This is a genomic window from Streptomyces sp. NBC_01352 (assembly GCF_036237295.1).
Lineage (GTDB): Bacteria > Actinomycetota > Actinomycetes > Streptomycetales > Streptomycetaceae > Streptomyces > Streptomyces plumbiresistens.
The window spans coordinates 4,758,700-4,773,769 of record NZ_CP108354.1; the positions used below are offsets into that span (position 1 = coordinate 4,758,700).

The 15,070-nt window shown below is 70.5% G+C and carries 13 protein-coding genes and 1 tRNA gene; 3 read left to right on the plus strand and 11 right to left on the minus strand.

The genetic code is table 11. The features are described from left to right. The first annotated feature begins 181 nt into the window (after positions 1 to 181). Entirely contained in the window at positions 182 to 2,593 is a 2,412-nt protein-coding gene (locus tag OG252_RS21990; RefSeq protein WP_329338104.1) for an MFS transporter, read from the plus strand. Positions 2,594 to 2,799: 206 nt separating this feature from the next. On the opposite strand, the gene OG252_RS21995 is transcribed toward OG252_RS21990, so the two are convergent. After that, positions 2,800 to 2,881: transfer RNA gene (locus OG252_RS21995), tRNA-Tyr, on the minus strand. 234 nt (positions 2,882 to 3,115) lie between these two features. On the opposite strand from OG252_RS21995, the gene OG252_RS22000 reads away from it, so the two are divergent. Beyond that, positions 3,116 to 3,604 (plus strand): YajQ family cyclic di-GMP-binding protein, encoded by a 489-nt coding sequence (locus OG252_RS22000; protein ID WP_266435209.1) that lies wholly within the window; start codon positions 3,116 to 3,118, stop codon positions 3,602 to 3,604. 118 nt (positions 3,605 to 3,722) lie between these two features. Here OG252_RS22000 and OG252_RS22005 read toward each other — a convergent pair whose 3' ends face one another. Beyond that, entirely contained in the window at positions 3,723 to 3,989 is a 267-nt protein-coding gene (locus tag OG252_RS22005) for a GlsB/YeaQ/YmgE family stress response membrane protein (RefSeq protein WP_266435211.1), read from the minus strand. Between the two features lie 177 nt (positions 3,990 to 4,166). Between OG252_RS22005 and OG252_RS22010 the strand changes: the two genes are divergently transcribed. Then, on the plus strand, positions 4,167 to 5,417 hold the full coding sequence (locus OG252_RS22010) for an APC family permease (protein WP_329338107.1): 1,251 nt from the start codon (positions 4,167 to 4,169) through the stop codon (positions 5,415 to 5,417). Between the two features lie 181 nt (positions 5,418 to 5,598). Here the strand turns inward: OG252_RS22010 and OG252_RS22015 are convergent, their stop codons facing one another. The 9 genes from OG252_RS22015 to OG252_RS22055 all read right to left on the minus strand — a co-directional run bounded on the left by OG252_RS22015 (position 5,599) and on the right by OG252_RS22055 (position 15,070). Continuing rightward, positions 5,599 to 6,756 carry a barstar family protein gene (locus OG252_RS22015; protein ID WP_329338109.1) on the minus strand — a complete coding sequence of 386 codons (1,158 nt, stop codon included), beginning with the start codon at positions 6,754 to 6,756 and terminating at the stop codon, positions 5,599 to 5,601. A 15-nt stretch (positions 6,757 to 6,771) separates the two neighbouring features. Next, positions 6,772 to 7,164 carry a YccF domain-containing protein gene (locus tag OG252_RS22020; RefSeq protein ID WP_266435218.1) on the minus strand — a complete coding sequence of 131 codons (393 nt, stop codon included), beginning with the start codon at positions 7,162 to 7,164 and terminating at the stop codon, positions 6,772 to 6,774. Continuing rightward, positions 7,161 to 8,024, minus strand: coding sequence for a zinc metalloprotease HtpX (gene htpX / locus OG252_RS22025; RefSeq protein WP_266435220.1), 864 nt, complete (start codon positions 8,022 to 8,024; stop codon positions 7,161 to 7,163). Before htpX ends, OG252_RS22020 begins: the two co-directional genes overlap by 4 nt. Before the next feature lie 207 nt (positions 8,025 to 8,231). Then, the gene (locus OG252_RS22030; RefSeq protein ID WP_266435222.1) at positions 8,232 to 9,755 is read right to left on the minus strand and encodes an NADH-quinone oxidoreductase subunit N; all 1,524 of its coding nucleotides are present in this window, start codon (positions 9,753 to 9,755) and stop codon (positions 8,232 to 8,234) included. After that, positions 9,752 to 11,326 (minus strand): NADH-quinone oxidoreductase subunit M, encoded by a 1,575-nt coding sequence (locus OG252_RS22035; protein WP_329338113.1) that lies wholly within the window; start codon positions 11,324 to 11,326, stop codon positions 9,752 to 9,754. Before OG252_RS22035 ends, OG252_RS22030 begins: the two co-directional genes overlap by 4 nt. 6 nt (positions 11,327 to 11,332) lie before the next feature. After that, on the minus strand, positions 11,333 to 13,327 hold the full coding sequence (locus tag OG252_RS22040; RefSeq protein ID WP_329338115.1) for an NADH-quinone oxidoreductase subunit 5 family protein: 1,995 nt from the start codon (positions 13,325 to 13,327) through the stop codon (positions 11,333 to 11,335). Next, positions 13,324 to 13,749: an NADH-quinone oxidoreductase subunit NuoK gene (nuoK, locus tag OG252_RS22045; protein ID WP_329338117.1), complete on the minus strand. Its 426-nt coding sequence runs from the start codon at positions 13,747 to 13,749 to the stop codon at positions 13,324 to 13,326. Before nuoK ends, OG252_RS22040 begins: the two co-directional genes overlap by 4 nt. After that, the gene (locus OG252_RS22050; protein ID WP_266435231.1) at positions 13,749 to 14,402 is read right to left on the minus strand and encodes an NADH-quinone oxidoreductase subunit J family protein; all 654 of its coding nucleotides are present in this window, start codon (positions 14,400 to 14,402) and stop codon (positions 13,749 to 13,751) included. Before OG252_RS22050 ends, nuoK begins: the two co-directional genes overlap by 1 nt. Continuing rightward, a complete protein-coding gene (locus tag OG252_RS22055; RefSeq protein ID WP_329338120.1) occupies positions 14,399 to 15,070 on the minus strand; it encodes a NuoI/complex I 23 kDa subunit family protein in 672 nt (223 codons plus the stop codon). The genes OG252_RS22050 and OG252_RS22055 overlap by 4 nt, the downstream gene beginning before the upstream one ends.

Consider the following 15,070-nt stretch of genomic DNA (forward strand, 5'->3'; position numbering starts at 1 on the left):
GGAATCAGTGTGGGCCCGGGGGGTCTTCGCGGTACGGGCGCCGGAAGGGAAACGAGGCAGCTGGCGACCCCAATCCCTTCACCACTCCTCCCCGAAAACCGACCACACTTGCTTAAGTCAATCAACTGACTTAGTTTGGACATGTCGCGCTGCCCCCCAATCCCACCCGGAGGCTCGGCCCATGTCCCACGCGCTCCCCCGCCCCACCGACGACGGAGAGGTCGCGGGCCCCAGGGCCAACACCGTCGTCGCGGTCCTGGCCTTCGGCGGGATCGTCGTCTCGTTGATGCAGACCCTGGTGATCCCGATCGTCCCGGAGCTGCCGCAGCTCCTGAACGCCCCGGCCTCGGACACCGCGTGGGCCGTCACCGCCACGCTGCTCGCGGCCGCCGTCGCCGTACCGATGATGGGGCGGCTCGGTGACATGTACGGCAAGCGCCGCATGCTCCTGATGAGCCTGGTCCTGCTGGTGGCCGGATCGGTCACCGCCGCCCTCAGCGACTCCCTGACCCCGATGATCGTCGGACGCGTCCTGCAGGGCATGGCAGGCGGTGTGATCCCGCTCGGCATCAGCATCATGCGGGACGAACTGCCCGCCGAACGGCTCGGTTCCGCAACCGCTCTGATGAGTGCGTCCCTGGGGGTCGGCGCCGCCCTCGGACTGCCCGCCGCCGCGCTGATCGCCGACAACTTCGACTGGCACATGCTGTTCTGGAGCTCGGCGGCCATGGGCGCCGTCGCCCTCCTGCTGGTCCTGCTCCTCGTACCCGAGTCCAAGGTCCGCACCGGCGGCCGCTTCGACCTGGTCGGCGGCCTCGGCATGGCGGTCGGCCTGGTCTGCCTGCTGCTGGCCATCTCCAAGGGCGGTGACTGGGGCTGGGGCAGTGGCACGATCCTCGGGCTCTTCGCGGCGGCCGTCGTGGTCCTGCTGGTGTGGGGCTGGTGGGAACTGCGCACCGAGCAGCCGCTGGTCGACCTGCGCACCACCGCCCGCCGCCAGGTGCTGTTCACCAACCTCGCGTCGATCGCCCTCGGCTTCGGCATGTTCGCGATGTCCCTGGTCCTTCCGCAGCTCCTGCAGTTGCCTGAGGCGACCGGCTACGGTCTGGGCAGGTCGCTGCTCACCGCGGGCCTGGTCATGGCGCCCAGCGGCCTGGTGATGATGGTCATCGCACCGGTCTCCGCGGCCCTGTCCAAGGCCAAGGGCCCGAAGGTGAGCCTGATGCTCGGCGCCCTGATAGTGGCCGCCGGCTACGGCCTGCAGATCCTCCTGATGGACGAGGTCTGGCAGTTCGTGATGGTCTCCTGCGTCATCGGCACCGGCATCGGCTTCACGTACGGCGCCATGCCCGCGCTGATCATGGGCGCCGTACCGCCGTCCCAGACCGGCGCCGCGAACAGCCTCAACACCCTGATGCGGTCCATCGGTACATCGGTCGCGAGCGCCGTCGCCGGCGTCATCCTGGCCCAGATGACCACCGACCTCGGCTCGGTCGCCCTGCCCTCCGAGGACGGCTTCAAGACCGTCCTCGCCATTGGCGGGTGCGCGGCGCTGCTTGCCTTCGGCCTCGCCGCGTTCATTCCGCGCAGGGGGGCGGGCGAGGTGGGGGCGGTGGATGGCGACGGGGGTCCGGTAGTGGCGGCGCCGGCAGTTGAAGGTCCGGTAGTTGCGGGACCTCGGACGCCGGACGGTAAGCCGGTTGCGGTCGGGCAGGCCGGGCAGGCCGTCGGCGTGGCGCCGGAGCGGGCGGGGGCGCTCGCCTCCGTGGCGAGCGCCGAGGGTGACGACGGTCCGAGCGGCTCACTCACCGGCCCCGTCGGCGTCGGCGTCGGCGTCACGGTTAGCGGACACATCCTCGGGGCCGAGCGCGTCCCCGTGGCCGCGGCTGCGGTCACTCTGATCTCCCTCGGCGGGAAGCAGCTCGGCCGGTCGGTCTCGCGGAGCGACGGTTCGTACGGCGTGGACGCGCCCGGCGCCGGTTCGTACGTCCTGATCGCCTCCGCCGACGGCTGCCAGCCGCAGGCCTCGACGATCGTCGTCGCCGGTGACGCGCCGGTTCCGTACGACATCCTGCTCAGCGGCACCAGCGGCCTCGCCGGTGTGGTGCTGTCCGCCGACAGCGGGGCCCCGGTCGCGGAGGCCGTGGTCATCGTGACCGACGTCCGCGGAGACGTCCTGGCCACCGCACGCACCGACGCTCTGGGCGAGTTCGCCATCGCCGACCTGGTGCCGGGGACCGTGACCCTGGCGGTCAACTCCCCCAAGCACCGCCCGCTGGCCCTGCCCGTCGAGATCGGCGGCACCGGGACCACCCGGACAGAGGTCGAGCTGCGGCCGGGGGCGCAGGTGCGGGGCACGGTACGCGGAGCGAGCATCCCGCTGGGTGACGCGCTGGTGACCCTGGTGGACGCCGCGGGCAACGTCGTCGCCACGGCCACGACCGGCCCCGACGGGGCGTACGCCTTCTCCGACCTGGACAGCGGCGCGTACACGGTCATCGCGACGGGCTACCCGCCGCGGGCAGCCTCGGTGACGATCTCCGGCGGTGATGTGGACGACCATGACATCGAACTCGTCCACGCCGGTGAGTAGTTCGAGCCGACGCGCGGTTCACGCCCTCGTCTGAACCCAGCCGGCCCGCGGCAGGCGCCTTGAGCGCAGGGCGCCTGCCCCGGATCCGGGTGCAACCGGGGGGGACAAGTCGCCTACTTTCGATTCCACTCGAGAGATTGCCCTCGAACGCGAAGAGACCCCCTCCGTCCTGCGTTTCCGCAGTTCGGAGGGGGTCTACCTTCATGTGGCGGCGCCAGGATTCGAACCTGGGAAGGCTGAGCCGGCAGATTTACAGTCTGCTCCCTTTGGCCGCTCGGGCACACCGCCGGGGTTTGCCGCCCTTCGAACCGCTTTTCGGCGGTGCTCCGTGGCAACGACGTAAACGATACCCGATGGGGAGGGGTGCTTCGCCACCCGATTGATCTGCGCTCGGAGGTCGGTGGGTGGCTAGGCTTGTCCGGATGCGGCCCGGGACCACACCGGGCTCGGCGCTCGCCTCCACGTACGCCGATACGCACGTACGCACCCCGTTACGCACCCCGATACAAGGAGCCACAGGACATGGCCGACTCCAGTTTCGACATCGTCTCGAAGGTCGAGCGGCAGGAGGTCGACAACGCCCTCAACCAGGCCGCCAAGGAGATCTCGCAGCGCTACGACTTCAAGGGCGTGGGTGCCTCGATCTCGTGGTCCGGTGACAAGATCCTGATGGAGGCGAACTCCGAGGACCGGGTGATGGCTGTCCTCGACGTCTTCCAGTCCAAGCTGATCAAGCGCGGGATCTCACTGAAGGCGCTGGACGCGGGCGAGCCGCAGCTCTCCGGCAAGGAGTACAAGATCTTCGCGACGATCGAGGAGGGCATCTCCCAGGACAACGCGAAGAAGGTGGCGAAGATCATTCGCGACGAGGGTCCGAAGGGCGTGAAGGCGCAGGTGCAGGGCGACGAGCTGCGGGTCAGTTCGAAGAGCCGCGACGACCTGCAGGCCATCATCGCCCTCCTGAAGGGCAAGGACTTCGACTTCGCGCTGCAGTTCGTGAACTACCGGTAGGCATTCCCGAACTGCGAGCGGACCGCTCTGTACGAGGAAGGGTGGGCGCCCGCCGGTTTCCCGGTGGGTGCCCACCCTTCTCGCCTGCTGGCTGCGGTCCGAGGGGTGTTCCGCGCGGTCAGTTGCGCGAGTTGCCGAACAGGAGGCGGTAGGCGATCAGGAGGACGAGGGAGCCGCCGATCGCCGCCGCCCAGGTCGTACCGTCGTAGAACTCCTTGGTGACCGGGTGGTCCAGCCAGCGGGCCGATATCCAGCCGCCGATGAACGCGCCCGCGATGCCGATGAGTGTCGTGCCGATGAAGCCGCCCGGGTCGCGGCCCGGCAGCAGGAACTTGGCGATGGCTCCGGCCAACAGACCGAGGATGATCCAGCTGATGATGCCCATGGCCTGAACCTGCCCTTCCGTTCTGTGCCCGCACTGTCTTCGGCCTGTGACTTCCGTCGCGGCAGGCTGTCCTTGCGGGCGGTGCACGTACCGCTGTGCGCGAGTGTTCGTGCTGCGTTGATGAAGAGGACGTCACTGCTGCATCCCGCGGTTGCAGCGATCAGTAGGGTGCCGCACATGACACCTTCCGAAGCCGGACTTCGGCGCACCCTGGGGGTGGGAGACGCGGTGGTCATCGGGCTGGGCTCGATGATCGGCGCCGGCATCTTCGCCGCTCTCGGGCCCGCGGCGCACGCGGCCGGGTCCGGACTGCTGCTCGGGCTGGCGGTCGCCGCCTTGGTCGCCTACTGCAATGCCACCTCCTCCGCTCGGTTGGCGGCCCTCTATCCGGCGTCCGGCGGCACGTACGTGTACGGGCGCGAGCGGCTCGGGCCGTTCTGGGGTTATCTCGCGGGCTGGTCGTTCGTGGTCGGGAAGACGGCCTCCTGTGCGGCGATGGCGCTCACGGTCGGGACGTACGTCTGGCCGGGGCAGGCGCATGCGGTGGCGGTCGCGGCGGTAGTGGCGCTGACCGCGGTGAACTATGGCGGGGTCCAGAAGTCGGCCTGGCTGACCCGGGCGATCGTGGCGGTGGTCCTGGCGATCCTCGCCGGCGTGGTGGTCGTGTGTCTGGGGTCCGGGGCCTCCGATGCCGGGCTGCTGGACATCGGGGCGTCGGGCGGGGTGGGCGGGGTGCTCCAGGCGGCCGGTCTGCTGTTCTTCGCGTTCGCGGGGTACGCGCGGATCGCGACCCTCGGCGAAGAGGTGCGGGATCCGGCGCGCACGATCCCTCGCGCGATCCCGCTGGCCCTGGGCATCACGTTGGTCGTGTACGCGTGTGTGGCGGTGGCTGTCCTTTCCGTACTCGGGGCGGGCGGTCTCGGCGACGCGACCGCGCCACTGGCCGACGCGGTGCGGGCGGCCGGGGTGCCGGGGCTGGTGCCGGTGGTGCGGGTGGGTGCCGCCGTGGCCGCGCTGGGCTCGCTGCTCGCCCTGATCCTGGGCGTCTCGCGGACCACGCTGGCCATGGCGCGGGACCGGCATCTGCCCGGCGCGCTGGCCGCCGTGCATCCGCGGTACCAGGTGCCGCACCGGGCGGAACTGGCCGTGGGCGTGGTGGTCGCCGTCCTCGCCGCCACGGTGGATGTGCGGGGTGCGATCGGGTTCTCCTCCTTCGGTGTGCTGGCGTACTACGCGGTGGCCAACGCGTCGGCCTGGACGCTCGGTTCGGCTCCGGCGGCGCGGGTGGTGCCGGCGGTGGGGCTGCTCGGGTGTGTGGTGCTGGCGTTCGCGCTGCCGGGAGTGTCGGTAGTGGTGGGGGCGGGTGTGCTGGCGGTGGGTGCGGTCGCGTACGGGGTACGCCGGGGGGTGTCGGGTCGCGGGCAGTAGCGGCCGAGGGGTCGGGAGGTCGGTGGGCGGGAGTGTGTGACGGCATTCCCAGGCGCCCATCCGTGTCGACAGCCGGGCGCTCTCGGCCATGGGTTCATCATGCAAGGCCCCACTGACAATCAGGCGGGGCTGTGGACAACCGCCGGCCTGTGGAAAACCCCGCGTGTGGAAAGTCCGGCGCTCAGGCGAGGCGGACTTCTACGCCTCTCTCGGTCAGGAAGGCGAGCAGCTCGTCGAAAGTCGGCGGGCGGTCGTCGGGCAGTGGGGTGACGCCGAGGCAGGCGCGGGCGATGTGGGCGTCGTGCCAGACGAGAGTGAAGGGCGGGGCGGCACCCCAGCGGCCTCGGAGGCAGTCGTCCATGGCGCTGAGGCCCCAGCCGAAGTAACCACCGGGACCGTTCACCGCCTCGCCCACCGCACAGAAGAAGCCGATGGCATCGGTGATGTGGCGGCCGTCGAGGTCGTAGACCGTGTCGGACGGCTTGTCCGGCGCTTCGTGCACGTGGTTGTCCAGGGCCGTGCGCAGCCAGAACCGACGGCCTTCCGGGCCGCACCCCGCCCATCGGTTGGGCTCCGCGGGCCGCCCGTCCTCCCACAGCTCCCAGACCTCACGAGCCGCCAGTGGCGGCCGCTCCGACCACAGGTCGAGGGTGAGGTCGACCAGGCCCGCACCGCGGGCGGAGGGGATCCAGGCCCGCAGTTCGCCCTCGGCGGCGGCCTGCACGGGCCGGCCGGAGGAGTCGATGCGCAGGACCTTCACCTGGCCGAGATCCTCCTCGCCGGCGTCCAGTGCGGTGCGCAGGGCTCCTCTCGGCGCACAGCCCAGGAGGCGCAGCGGGGGCTCCAGGGGTTCGTCCTCGACCTCTCGCACACGGGCCAGGTCACGGCAGGTGCCCCATGGCTGGCACTCCGCGTCCAGCAGGCGGTAGCCCGGGGACAGCGGCGGGCACTGCGGATAGTCGTAAGGGTTGTCGTCGGGTTCTCGAGCCTCGATCGTGACGTCGCGCAGGCTCAGGTCACGGGCGCAGGGGCGGACGTCGAGAACGCGGGCGTCTTCGACGTACCACTCCCCGACCGCCGTCCCGGACTTGTCGAGAATCTCCAGGGTGAGGACGCCGAGCGGTACCGAGCCCTCGGCACGCACGCGTGCGAGGGCTTCGGAGAGCTCTCCCTCAGGTGCACAGCCCAGCAGGTCGTACCTGTCCCGCGTGGGCGGAGGGGGGTCGGCGAAGAGGTCGTCGGAGTCCTGGCACAGGGCCCACGTCTCCTCGTAGCCCTCCTCGCCCTCGAACTCGGCCTGTCCGTCGTACGACAGCAGGAGGTACTTCGGCTCCCCCACCCCCGGATCCGCCTGTCAGCGGGTCGTGAACGGCTGGTCGCTCGGCACGATTTCGCGGCCCAGTGGGAACAGCGAGACCGGGATCAGCTTGAAGTTGGCGATGCCGAACGGAATGCCGATGATCGTGAGGCACAGGACGAGGCCGGTGACGATGTGGCCGATGGCCAGCCACCAGCCGGCGAGGACCAGCCAGAGCACGTTGCCGAGGAAGGACGGGGCACCCGCGTCGCGGCGCTCGACCGTGGTGTAGCCGAAGGGCCACAGGGCGTAGACGCCGATACGGAAGGCCGCTATGCCGAATGGGATGCCGATGATGGTGATGCACAGGAGCAGGCCCGCGGCCAGGTAGGCGAGGAAGAGCCAGAAGCCGCTCAGGACCAGCCATATGACGTTCAGAATGGTTTTCACTGGGGTCGACCTGCCATCTTCTCGAGCCGGGCGATGCGTTCTGCCATCGGCGGGTGTGTCGAGAACATCTTGGAGAGTCCCTGGCCCGGGCGGAAGGGGTTCGCGATCATCATGTGGCTCGCGGTCTCGATGCGGGGCTCAGGGGGCAACGGGAGTTGTTTGGTGCCCAGTTCGAGCTTGCGCAGGGCGCTGGCGAGGGCGAGGGGGTCGCCGGTGAGCTGGGCGCCGGACGCGTCGGCCTCGTACTCCCTGGAGCGGCTGATGGCCAGTTGGATGAGGCTGGCCGCGAGCGGTCCCAGGATCATGATCAGCAGCATGCCGAGGAGGCCGGGTCCGTCGTCGTCGTTGGAGCGGCCGATCGGGATCAGCCAGGCGAAGTTGACCAGGAACATGATCACGGAGGCTAGGGCGCCGGCGACCGAGGAGATCAGGATGTCGCGGTTGTAGACATGGCTGAGTTCGTGGCCGATGACGCCGCGCAGCTCGCGCTCGTCCAGGATGCGCAGGATGCCCTCCGTGCAGCACACGGCGGCGTTGCGCGGGTTGCGGCCTGTCGCGAAGGCGTTCGGTGCCTCCGTCGGGGAGATGTACAGGCGGGGCATGGGCTGGCGGGCCTGGGTGGAGAGATCACGGACCATGCGGTAGAGACCCGGGGCCTCGAACTCGCTGACGGGGCGGGCACGCATCGCGCGTAGAGCCAGCTTGTCGCTGTTCCAGTACGCGTACGCGTTGGTCCCCAGGGCGATCACGACCGCTACGACGAGCCCCATGCGGCCGAAGAAGCTGCCGATGACGATGATGAGTGCGGACAGTCCCCCGAGGAGTACTGCGGTCCTAAGCCCGTTGTGCCGGCGGTGCACGGTACGCCCTCCAAGTCGCGCAGCAGGGGAACCCTTTGCTTGCTGGTCTCGCTGGATGATCTTGCTTACTGACTCCGATGCCACCGGTGTCGTGGTGTCACGTCCAGTGGACCCTCCCGTTCTGGTCAACGCCAGGCGAGGGCCTCTAGTTCCCTTGTGCGTACGGCGGCCTGCGTGGGCCGTCCGGGTGAGGGCAGTCGTGAGCGCTCAGAAGAGCCCGGTGTCGGTGAAGCGCAGGACCAGCTGAGGTGCTCCGGAGAGGGCGATGCCGAGGACGCCGGTGAGGGCGATCGCGGCGGTGAGGGGGGCCGGGACGCGGTGGGCGGCGGCCTCGCCCTCCGGGGCGCGGAACAGCAGGGTCGTCCACTGGAGGTAGTAGAACAGCGCGATCACGACGTTGACGGCCATGACCACGGCGAGCCAGCCGAGGCCCGCGTCGACGGCCGCGGAGAACACGGTGACCTTCGCGAAGAGCCCGATGATGCCCGGCGGCAGTCCGGCCAGGCAGAGCAGGAAGAAGGCCAGGAGGAGGGCCGCGATGGGGTTCGACGCGTACAGGCCGCGGTAGTCGGAGACGCGGTTGAGGGACTTCGTACGGCCGACCAGTGCGGCCACCGCGAAGGCACCCAGGTTCACGGCGGCGTACATGAGGGCGTACGCGACCGTGGAGCCGATCGACTTCTCGGCGTCGTCGGAGTACGCGGCGGCGGCGATCGGGACGAGGAGGTAGCCGGCCTGGCCGACGGACGACCAGGCGAGCAGCCGTACCGCGCTGTACGCGCGCGTGGCCTGCTGGCGGAGGGCGCCGACGTTGCCGACGGTCATGGTGAGGGCGGCCAGCGCGGCGAGGGCCGGGCCCCAGACGTCGGCGTACGACGGGAGGGCGACGACGGTGATGAGGATGAGGCCGGAGAAGCCGACCGCCTTGCCGACGACCGACAGGTAGGCGGCGATCGGGAGGGGCGCGCCCACGTAGGTGTCCGGCACCCAGAAGTGGAAGGGCACGGCGGCCGTCTTGAAGGCGAAGCCGATGAGGGTGAGGACGACGCCGGTCTGGGTGAGGGTGTGGAGCTGCCCGTCGACGTTCTGGATGCGGTCGGCGATCTGGGTGAGGTAGAGGGTGCCGGTGGAGGCGTACACGAAGCTGATGCCCATGAGGCTGACCGCGGTCGCGGTGACCGAGGACAGGAAGAACTTCAGGGCGGCTTCGGAGGACTTCCGGTCGCCGTGCCTGAGGCCGACGAGGGCGAAGGCGGGCAGGGAGGCGACTTCCAGGGCGACGATCAGGGTCGCGAAGTCCCGGGAGGCGGGCAGGAGGGCGGCGCCGGCCGCGGAGGACAGCAGGAGGAACCAGTACTCCCCTTCGGGGAGTCCCTTGTCGGCGTCCTTGAGGGCGGTGACCGACAGGAGGGCGGCGAGGAGGGCGCCGCCGAGGACCAGGAGCTGCAGGACGAGGGTGAAGCGGTCGGCGGTGTAGCTGCAGACATCGGGGGCGCCGGTCAGGCAGAAGGTGCTGCGGTCGCCGTCCAGGAGGGGCAGCAGCATGAGCGTCGAGACGGCGAGGCCCGCGACCGACCCCCAGCCGAGCAGCGCCTTCTTCTTCTCGCCGACGAACAGGTCGGCGACGAGGACGACGAGTCCGACGACCGCCGCGATGGTGGGCGGCGCGATGGCGAGCCAGTCGACGGACTGGACGAGATTCACGGCCAGCGGCTGGACCGGGGAGCTCATCGGGTGCCTCCTGCGAGGAGCTGTTGCACGGCCGGGTCGGTCAGGCCGAGGAGGGCCTTCGGCCAGAGGCCGGCGACGACGGTGAGGACGACGAGCGGAGTCCAGGCCGCGAACTCGTATGTCTGGACGTCGGCGAGCTTCGGCGCTTCCTGCCCTACGGCGCCCATGCAGACGCGGCGGACCACGATCAGCATGTACGCGGCCGTCAGCAGCGTGCCGAACGCCGCGATCGCCATGAAGGTGAGGAAGGCCGGGCGGCTGAGACCGTCGGCGGGGTCGAACGCACCGAACAGCGCCAGCATCTCGCCCCAGAATCCGGCGAGGCCGGGCAGGCCGAGCGAGGCGACGGCGGCGAAGGCGAGCAGGCCGCCGAGACGGGGTGCCTTGCCGTAGAGCGCGGCGCCGGTGGCCTCGGCGAGGGCGTCGAGATCGGACGTGCCGGTGCGGTCCTTCAGCGCGCCGACCAGGAAGAAGAGCAGGCCGGTGATGAGGCCGTGGGCGATGTTGGCGAACAGCGCGCCGTTCACGCCGGTCGGGGTCATGGTCGAGATGCCGAGCAGGACGAAGCCCATGTGGCCGACGGAGGAGTAGGCGATGAGCCGCTTGAGATCGCCCTTCGCTCCCTGTTTCGCCAGGGCCAGGCAGGCCAGCGATCCGTAGATGATTCCGACGACTGCGAAGGCGGCGAGGTAGGGCGCGAAGGTGCGGAAGCCGTCCGGCGTGATCGGCAGCAGAATCCGGACGAATCCGTACGTACCCATCTTCAGCAGTACGCCGGCCAGCAGGACCGAGCCGACGGTCGGGGCGGCTGTGTGGGCGTCGGGCAGCCAGCTGTGCAGCGGCCACATCGGCGTCTTGACCGCGAGCCCGATCCCGATCGCCAAAACGGCGATGACCTGCACGGATGTGGTCAGCGACCGGCCGTTGTCAGTGGCGAGTGCCACCATGTCGAATGTGCCCGCCTTGATTCCGATCAGGAGCAGGCCGAGCAGCATGACCACGGAACCGAGCAGCGTGAAGAGGATGAACTTCCAGGCCGCCTGGGTCCGTTGCTCACCGCCCCAGCGGGCGATGAGGAAGTACATCGGGATGAGGACCATCTCGAAGGCGAGGAAGAAGAGCAGCAGGTCGAGGACGGCGAAGGTCGCGAGGGTGCCGGACTCGAGGACGAGCAGCAGTGCGACGAAGGCCTTCGGGGTCGGTCCCGCAGGCATCTTGAAGTAGGAGTAGAGCGCGCAGAGGAAGGTCAGCAGCGCGGTCAGGACCAGAAGGGGGAGGGAGATGCCGTCGATGCCGAGGTGGATGCGCACGTCGAGTGCGGGAATCCAGCTGATGTCGGTCGTGGCCTGCATCTTCGACGGGTGGTCGTGGTCGAAGCCGAGCGTGAGGACGACCGCGGCGATGAGAATCGCGCCGGTGACCGTCACACCGTGCCGCAGCACGGCCTGCTCGGGTGACTTCCCCTTCAGCCCGGGCGGGGCCGGCAGCAGAGCGGTGGCGGCGCCGAGAAGCGGGCCGACCACGATGAACGCCAGAAGGACCTGCATCACGGACTCGTTGATATCGATCACGCCTGCTCACGCTCCCGTGGCGACGAGGACGGCGGCGACCACCAGGACGACGGTGCCGGCGAGCAGCGCGCTCACATAGGTCTGCAGATTGCCGGTCTGGGCCCGCCGTACGGCGGCTCCCAGCAGGCGGGGCAGCGCACCCGCGCCGCGTACGTAGGTGTCGACGACCTCGCGGTCGAGGAACCGGACGAGGCTTGCTCCGGCCTGGACCGGACGGACGAAGAGGGCCGTGTACACGGCGTCGAGGTGGAAGCCGACGGCCGCGTGGCGGTGCAGCGGGCCGAGCAGGAGACGGCCCGGGTCCGCCGGGTCGGGCGCGTAGGCCACGTCTCCGTACGCGGGCTTGTGGCTGGCGATGGCCTCGGCCTCGACCTGGCCGGCGTCGCCCTCGGGGTGGGCCGCGACCGCACCCAGCGGGACGCGGGCCGCGAGAGCGGTGGTGTGCCGCCAGGCCGCGTAGGTGACGAGACCGCCGACCAGGGCCACGCCCGTGCCGAGGACGGAGGTGGTCAGGGTCGGGGCCAGGTCACGGCCGTCGAACCAGTCGGGCAGCGTGCGATAGGTGAATCCGCCGACGGCGAGGGACGGAACGGCGAGCACCCACAGCACCACGGTCATGGTGAGGGGCTGCCGGCCGTGGTCGGGGGCCTCGGCGCCGCGGCCGTGGAAGGCAAGCAGCCACAGGCGCGCCGCGTAGGCGGCGGTGAGGAGGGCGGTGAGCAGGCCGGCCACGAGGACGGTCCAGCCGGCGGCGCCGGGGGCGTGCTCTGTGTGGCCGGTGGCGACGTGCTCGGCGGCGCCGAGGACGGACTCCTTGGAGAAGAAGCCGCTGAAAGGCGGAATCGCGGCGAGCGCGAGGAGCGCCACGGTCATCGTCCAGAAGGCGTCGGGGACGCGGTCGCGCAGGTTGCTCATGCGGGACATGGCGGCCAGCGAGTTGGTGCCGGCGGCGTGGATGATCACGCCGGCCGCGAGGAACAGCAGCGCCTTGAAGGCGCCGTGCGTGAGGAGGTGGAAGACGGCGGCACCGCGGTCGCCGACGGCGAGGGCGCCGGTCATGTAGCCGAGCTGGCCGATCGTCGAGTAGGCGAGAACACGCTTGATGTCGTCCTGGGCGAGCGCGGCGAGCGCCGAGCCGACCATGGTGACGGCGGCCATCACGGCGAGGACGACCATCGCGGCCTGGGAGGCCTCGAACACCGGGAGGAGCCGGGCGATGAAGTAGACACCGGCGGCGACCATCGTCGCGGCGTGGATCAGCGCGGAGACAGGTGTCGGGCCCGCCATCGCGTCGGGGAGCCACGTGTGCAGCGGGAACTGCGCCGACTTGCCCGCCACGCCGGCCAGGAGCAGCAGGGCGATCAGGGTCGGGTGGTCGAGTCCGCCGTTCGCGACGGCGCCGAGAACGCGGGTGATGCGGAACGACCCGGCGTCGGTGGCCAGCGCGAACAGGCCGATCAGGAAGGGGACGTCGCCGAGCTTGGTGACCAGGAAGGCCTTGAGAGAGGCGGCGCGGGCCTCCGGGGTCTCCCAGTAGTGGCCGACCAGGAAGTACGAGCAGATGCCCATGATCTCCCAGCCGACCAGCAGCACCATCAGGTCGCCGGAGTAGACGACGAGCAGCATCGCGGAGGTGAAGAGGGAGACGAGTGCGGCGTACGAGGGGTAGCGCGGGTCGTCGCGCAGGTAGCCCGTGGAGTAGATCTGCACGCAGGTGGCGACGAGCCCGACCAGGACGGCGACGAGGGCGGCGAAGCCGTCGACGTGCAGGGCGAGTTCGATCGGGACCGAGCCGGTGGGGGTGAGCTCGGTGGCGGCGTTCACCGCCTGGTCGCCGCCCTGGCGCACGGCGACCACCGCGGCGAGCGCGAGGGAGGTGAGCGTCGGCAGGACGGCGAGCGGGCGGACGAAGCCGGGGGCCGTGCGGCCCAGGAGCAGGCCGGCCGCGGCGCCCAGGAACGGAAGGAGGGGGACGAGGACGGCGAGGGTGGTCGTGGTCACGCGGTGGCCTCAGCCTTCCCGGCCCGGTCGGCCGGGCCGGCCGTGCGGGCGTCGCTGTCGGAGCCGTCAGAGCCGTCGGAACCGTCCGTCGGGTGGCTCTCGTGGCCCTCGGCGGTGTCGCGGAGCTTGTCGATGTCCGCGGTGCCGCGGTTGCGGTGGACGGCGAGGACGATCGCCAGGCCGATGCCGATCTCGGCGGCGGCGATGGCGATGGTGAACAGGGTCAGGGCCTGGCCGGAGTGCAGGGTCTCCTCGGCGGCCCGGCTGAGCCAGATGTCGAAGGCGACGAGGTTGAGGTTGACGGCGTTGAGCATCAGCTCGACCGACATCAGGACCAGGATCGCGTTGCGGCGGGCGAGGACGCCGTACAGGCCGGTGCAGAACAGGAGGGCGGAGAGGACGGCGGGATAGGCGAGGTGCATCAGCGGGCCCCTTCCGTGTCACGTCCGGTGTCCGCGGCGCCGGGGACACCCGGGCCGGTGCTCGCCGCCGGGCCGGTGCCCGCCGCGTCCGCTTTGGTCTTGCGGGAGAGGACGATCGCGCCGACCAGAGCGGCGAGGAGGAGGACGGAGAGGGCCTCGAAGGGGAGGACCCAGTTCTGGAAGAGGCTGGCGCCGGTGGCCTCGGTGGAGCCGGCCGCCGGGCCGTCCAGGTCGATCCAGGTGGTGCGGAAGGCGTCGACGACGACCCACACCAGGGCGGCCGCGGAGGCGACGGCCACGGTGAGGGCGGCCCAGCGGTTGCCGGAGTCGGCGTCCGGGGAGCGGCCGATGGGGGCCCTGGTGAGCATCAGACCGAACAGGAGGAGGACGACGACGGAACCGACGTAGATGAGGACCTGCACCCAGGCGATGAACTCGGCGGTGAGCAGGAGGTACTCGACGGCTAGCCCACCGAGGGTGACCACCAGCCACAGGGCGGCGTGCACCAGCTGTTTGGTGGTGACGGTGACCAGCGCGGCGCCGAAGGTGACCAGGCCGACGAGGAGGAAGGCGATCTCGACGCCGGTCGGGGAGAGGAAGCCGTGGGTCTCGGTGGCGGCCGTCAGGGAGCCGGCGGCTGCGGCGAGGGTCATGCGTCTCCCTCCTGCAGGGGCTGGTCCGTCTGCTGCTTCGACTCACCCATCGGCCGGGTGGGCTGCTCGGCCGCGCGGGCCTGCTCGTCGGCGTGCGGCTCGGTCGGCGACTGGACCTCCGGCTGGGCCTCCTGCTGGGCCTCCTGCTGGGCGGCCAGCTTCTCGGCGGTCTTGCGGGCGGCGGCGATCTCCTTCGGCTCCTCCGCGGCGGGGTCGAGGGCGGGCGGGGCCGGGACGGTCCACATCCACTCGCGGAGCTTGTCGCGCTCGTGGGTGAGGTCGCGGATGTCGGTCTCGGCGTACTCGAACTCCGGGGACCAGAACAGGGCGTCGAAAGGACAGACCTCGATGCAGATACCGCAGTACATGCACAGGGCGAAGTCGATGGCGAAGCGGTCGAGGACGTTGCGGCTGCGTTCGCGGCCGCCGGGGGCCGCCGCCGGGACCGTCTCCTTGTGGGAGTCGATGTAGATGCACCAGTCCGGGCACTCGCGGGCGCACAGCATGCAGACCGTGCAGTTCTCCTCGAAGAGGCCGATCACACCACGGGTGCGGGGCGGGAGGTCGGGCTGGACGTCCGGGTACTGCTCGGTGACGGTCTTCTTCGTCATCGTGCGGAGGGTGACGGCCAGGCCCTTGGCGAGGCCACTGCCAGGAATGGGGGCCAT

What these genes read in the sequence shown, in the direction of transcription:
- OG252_RS21990 (WP_329338104.1), top strand. Translation starts at nt 182, where the DNA reads ATGTCCCACGCGCTCCCCCGCCCCACCGACGACGGAGAGGTCGCGGGC.
- OG252_RS22000 (WP_266435209.1), top strand. Translation starts at nt 3,116, where the DNA reads ATGGCCGACTCCAGTTTCGACATCGTCTCGAAGGTCGAGCGGCAGGAG.
- OG252_RS22005 (WP_266435211.1), bottom strand. Translation starts at nt 3,989, where the DNA reads ATGGGCATCATCAGCTGGATCATCCTCGGTCTGTTGGCCGGAGCCATC.
- OG252_RS22010 (WP_329338107.1), top strand. Translation starts at nt 4,167, where the DNA reads ATGACACCTTCCGAAGCCGGACTTCGGCGCACCCTGGGGGTGGGAGAC.
- OG252_RS22030 (WP_266435222.1), bottom strand. Translation starts at nt 9,755, where the DNA reads ATGAGCTCCCCGGTCCAGCCGCTGGCCGTGAATCTCGTCCAGTCCGTC.
- nuoK (WP_329338117.1), bottom strand. Translation starts at nt 13,749, where the DNA reads ATGCACCTCGCCTATCCCGCCGTCCTCTCCGCCCTCCTGTTCTGCACC.
- OG252_RS22050 (WP_266435231.1), bottom strand. Translation starts at nt 14,402, where the DNA reads ATGACCCTCGCCGCAGCCGCCGGCTCCCTGACGGCCGCCACCGAGACC.
- OG252_RS22055 (WP_329338120.1), bottom strand. Translation starts at nt 15,070, where the DNA reads ATGGCCCCCATTCCTGGCAGTGGCCTCGCCAAGGGCCTGGCCGTCACC.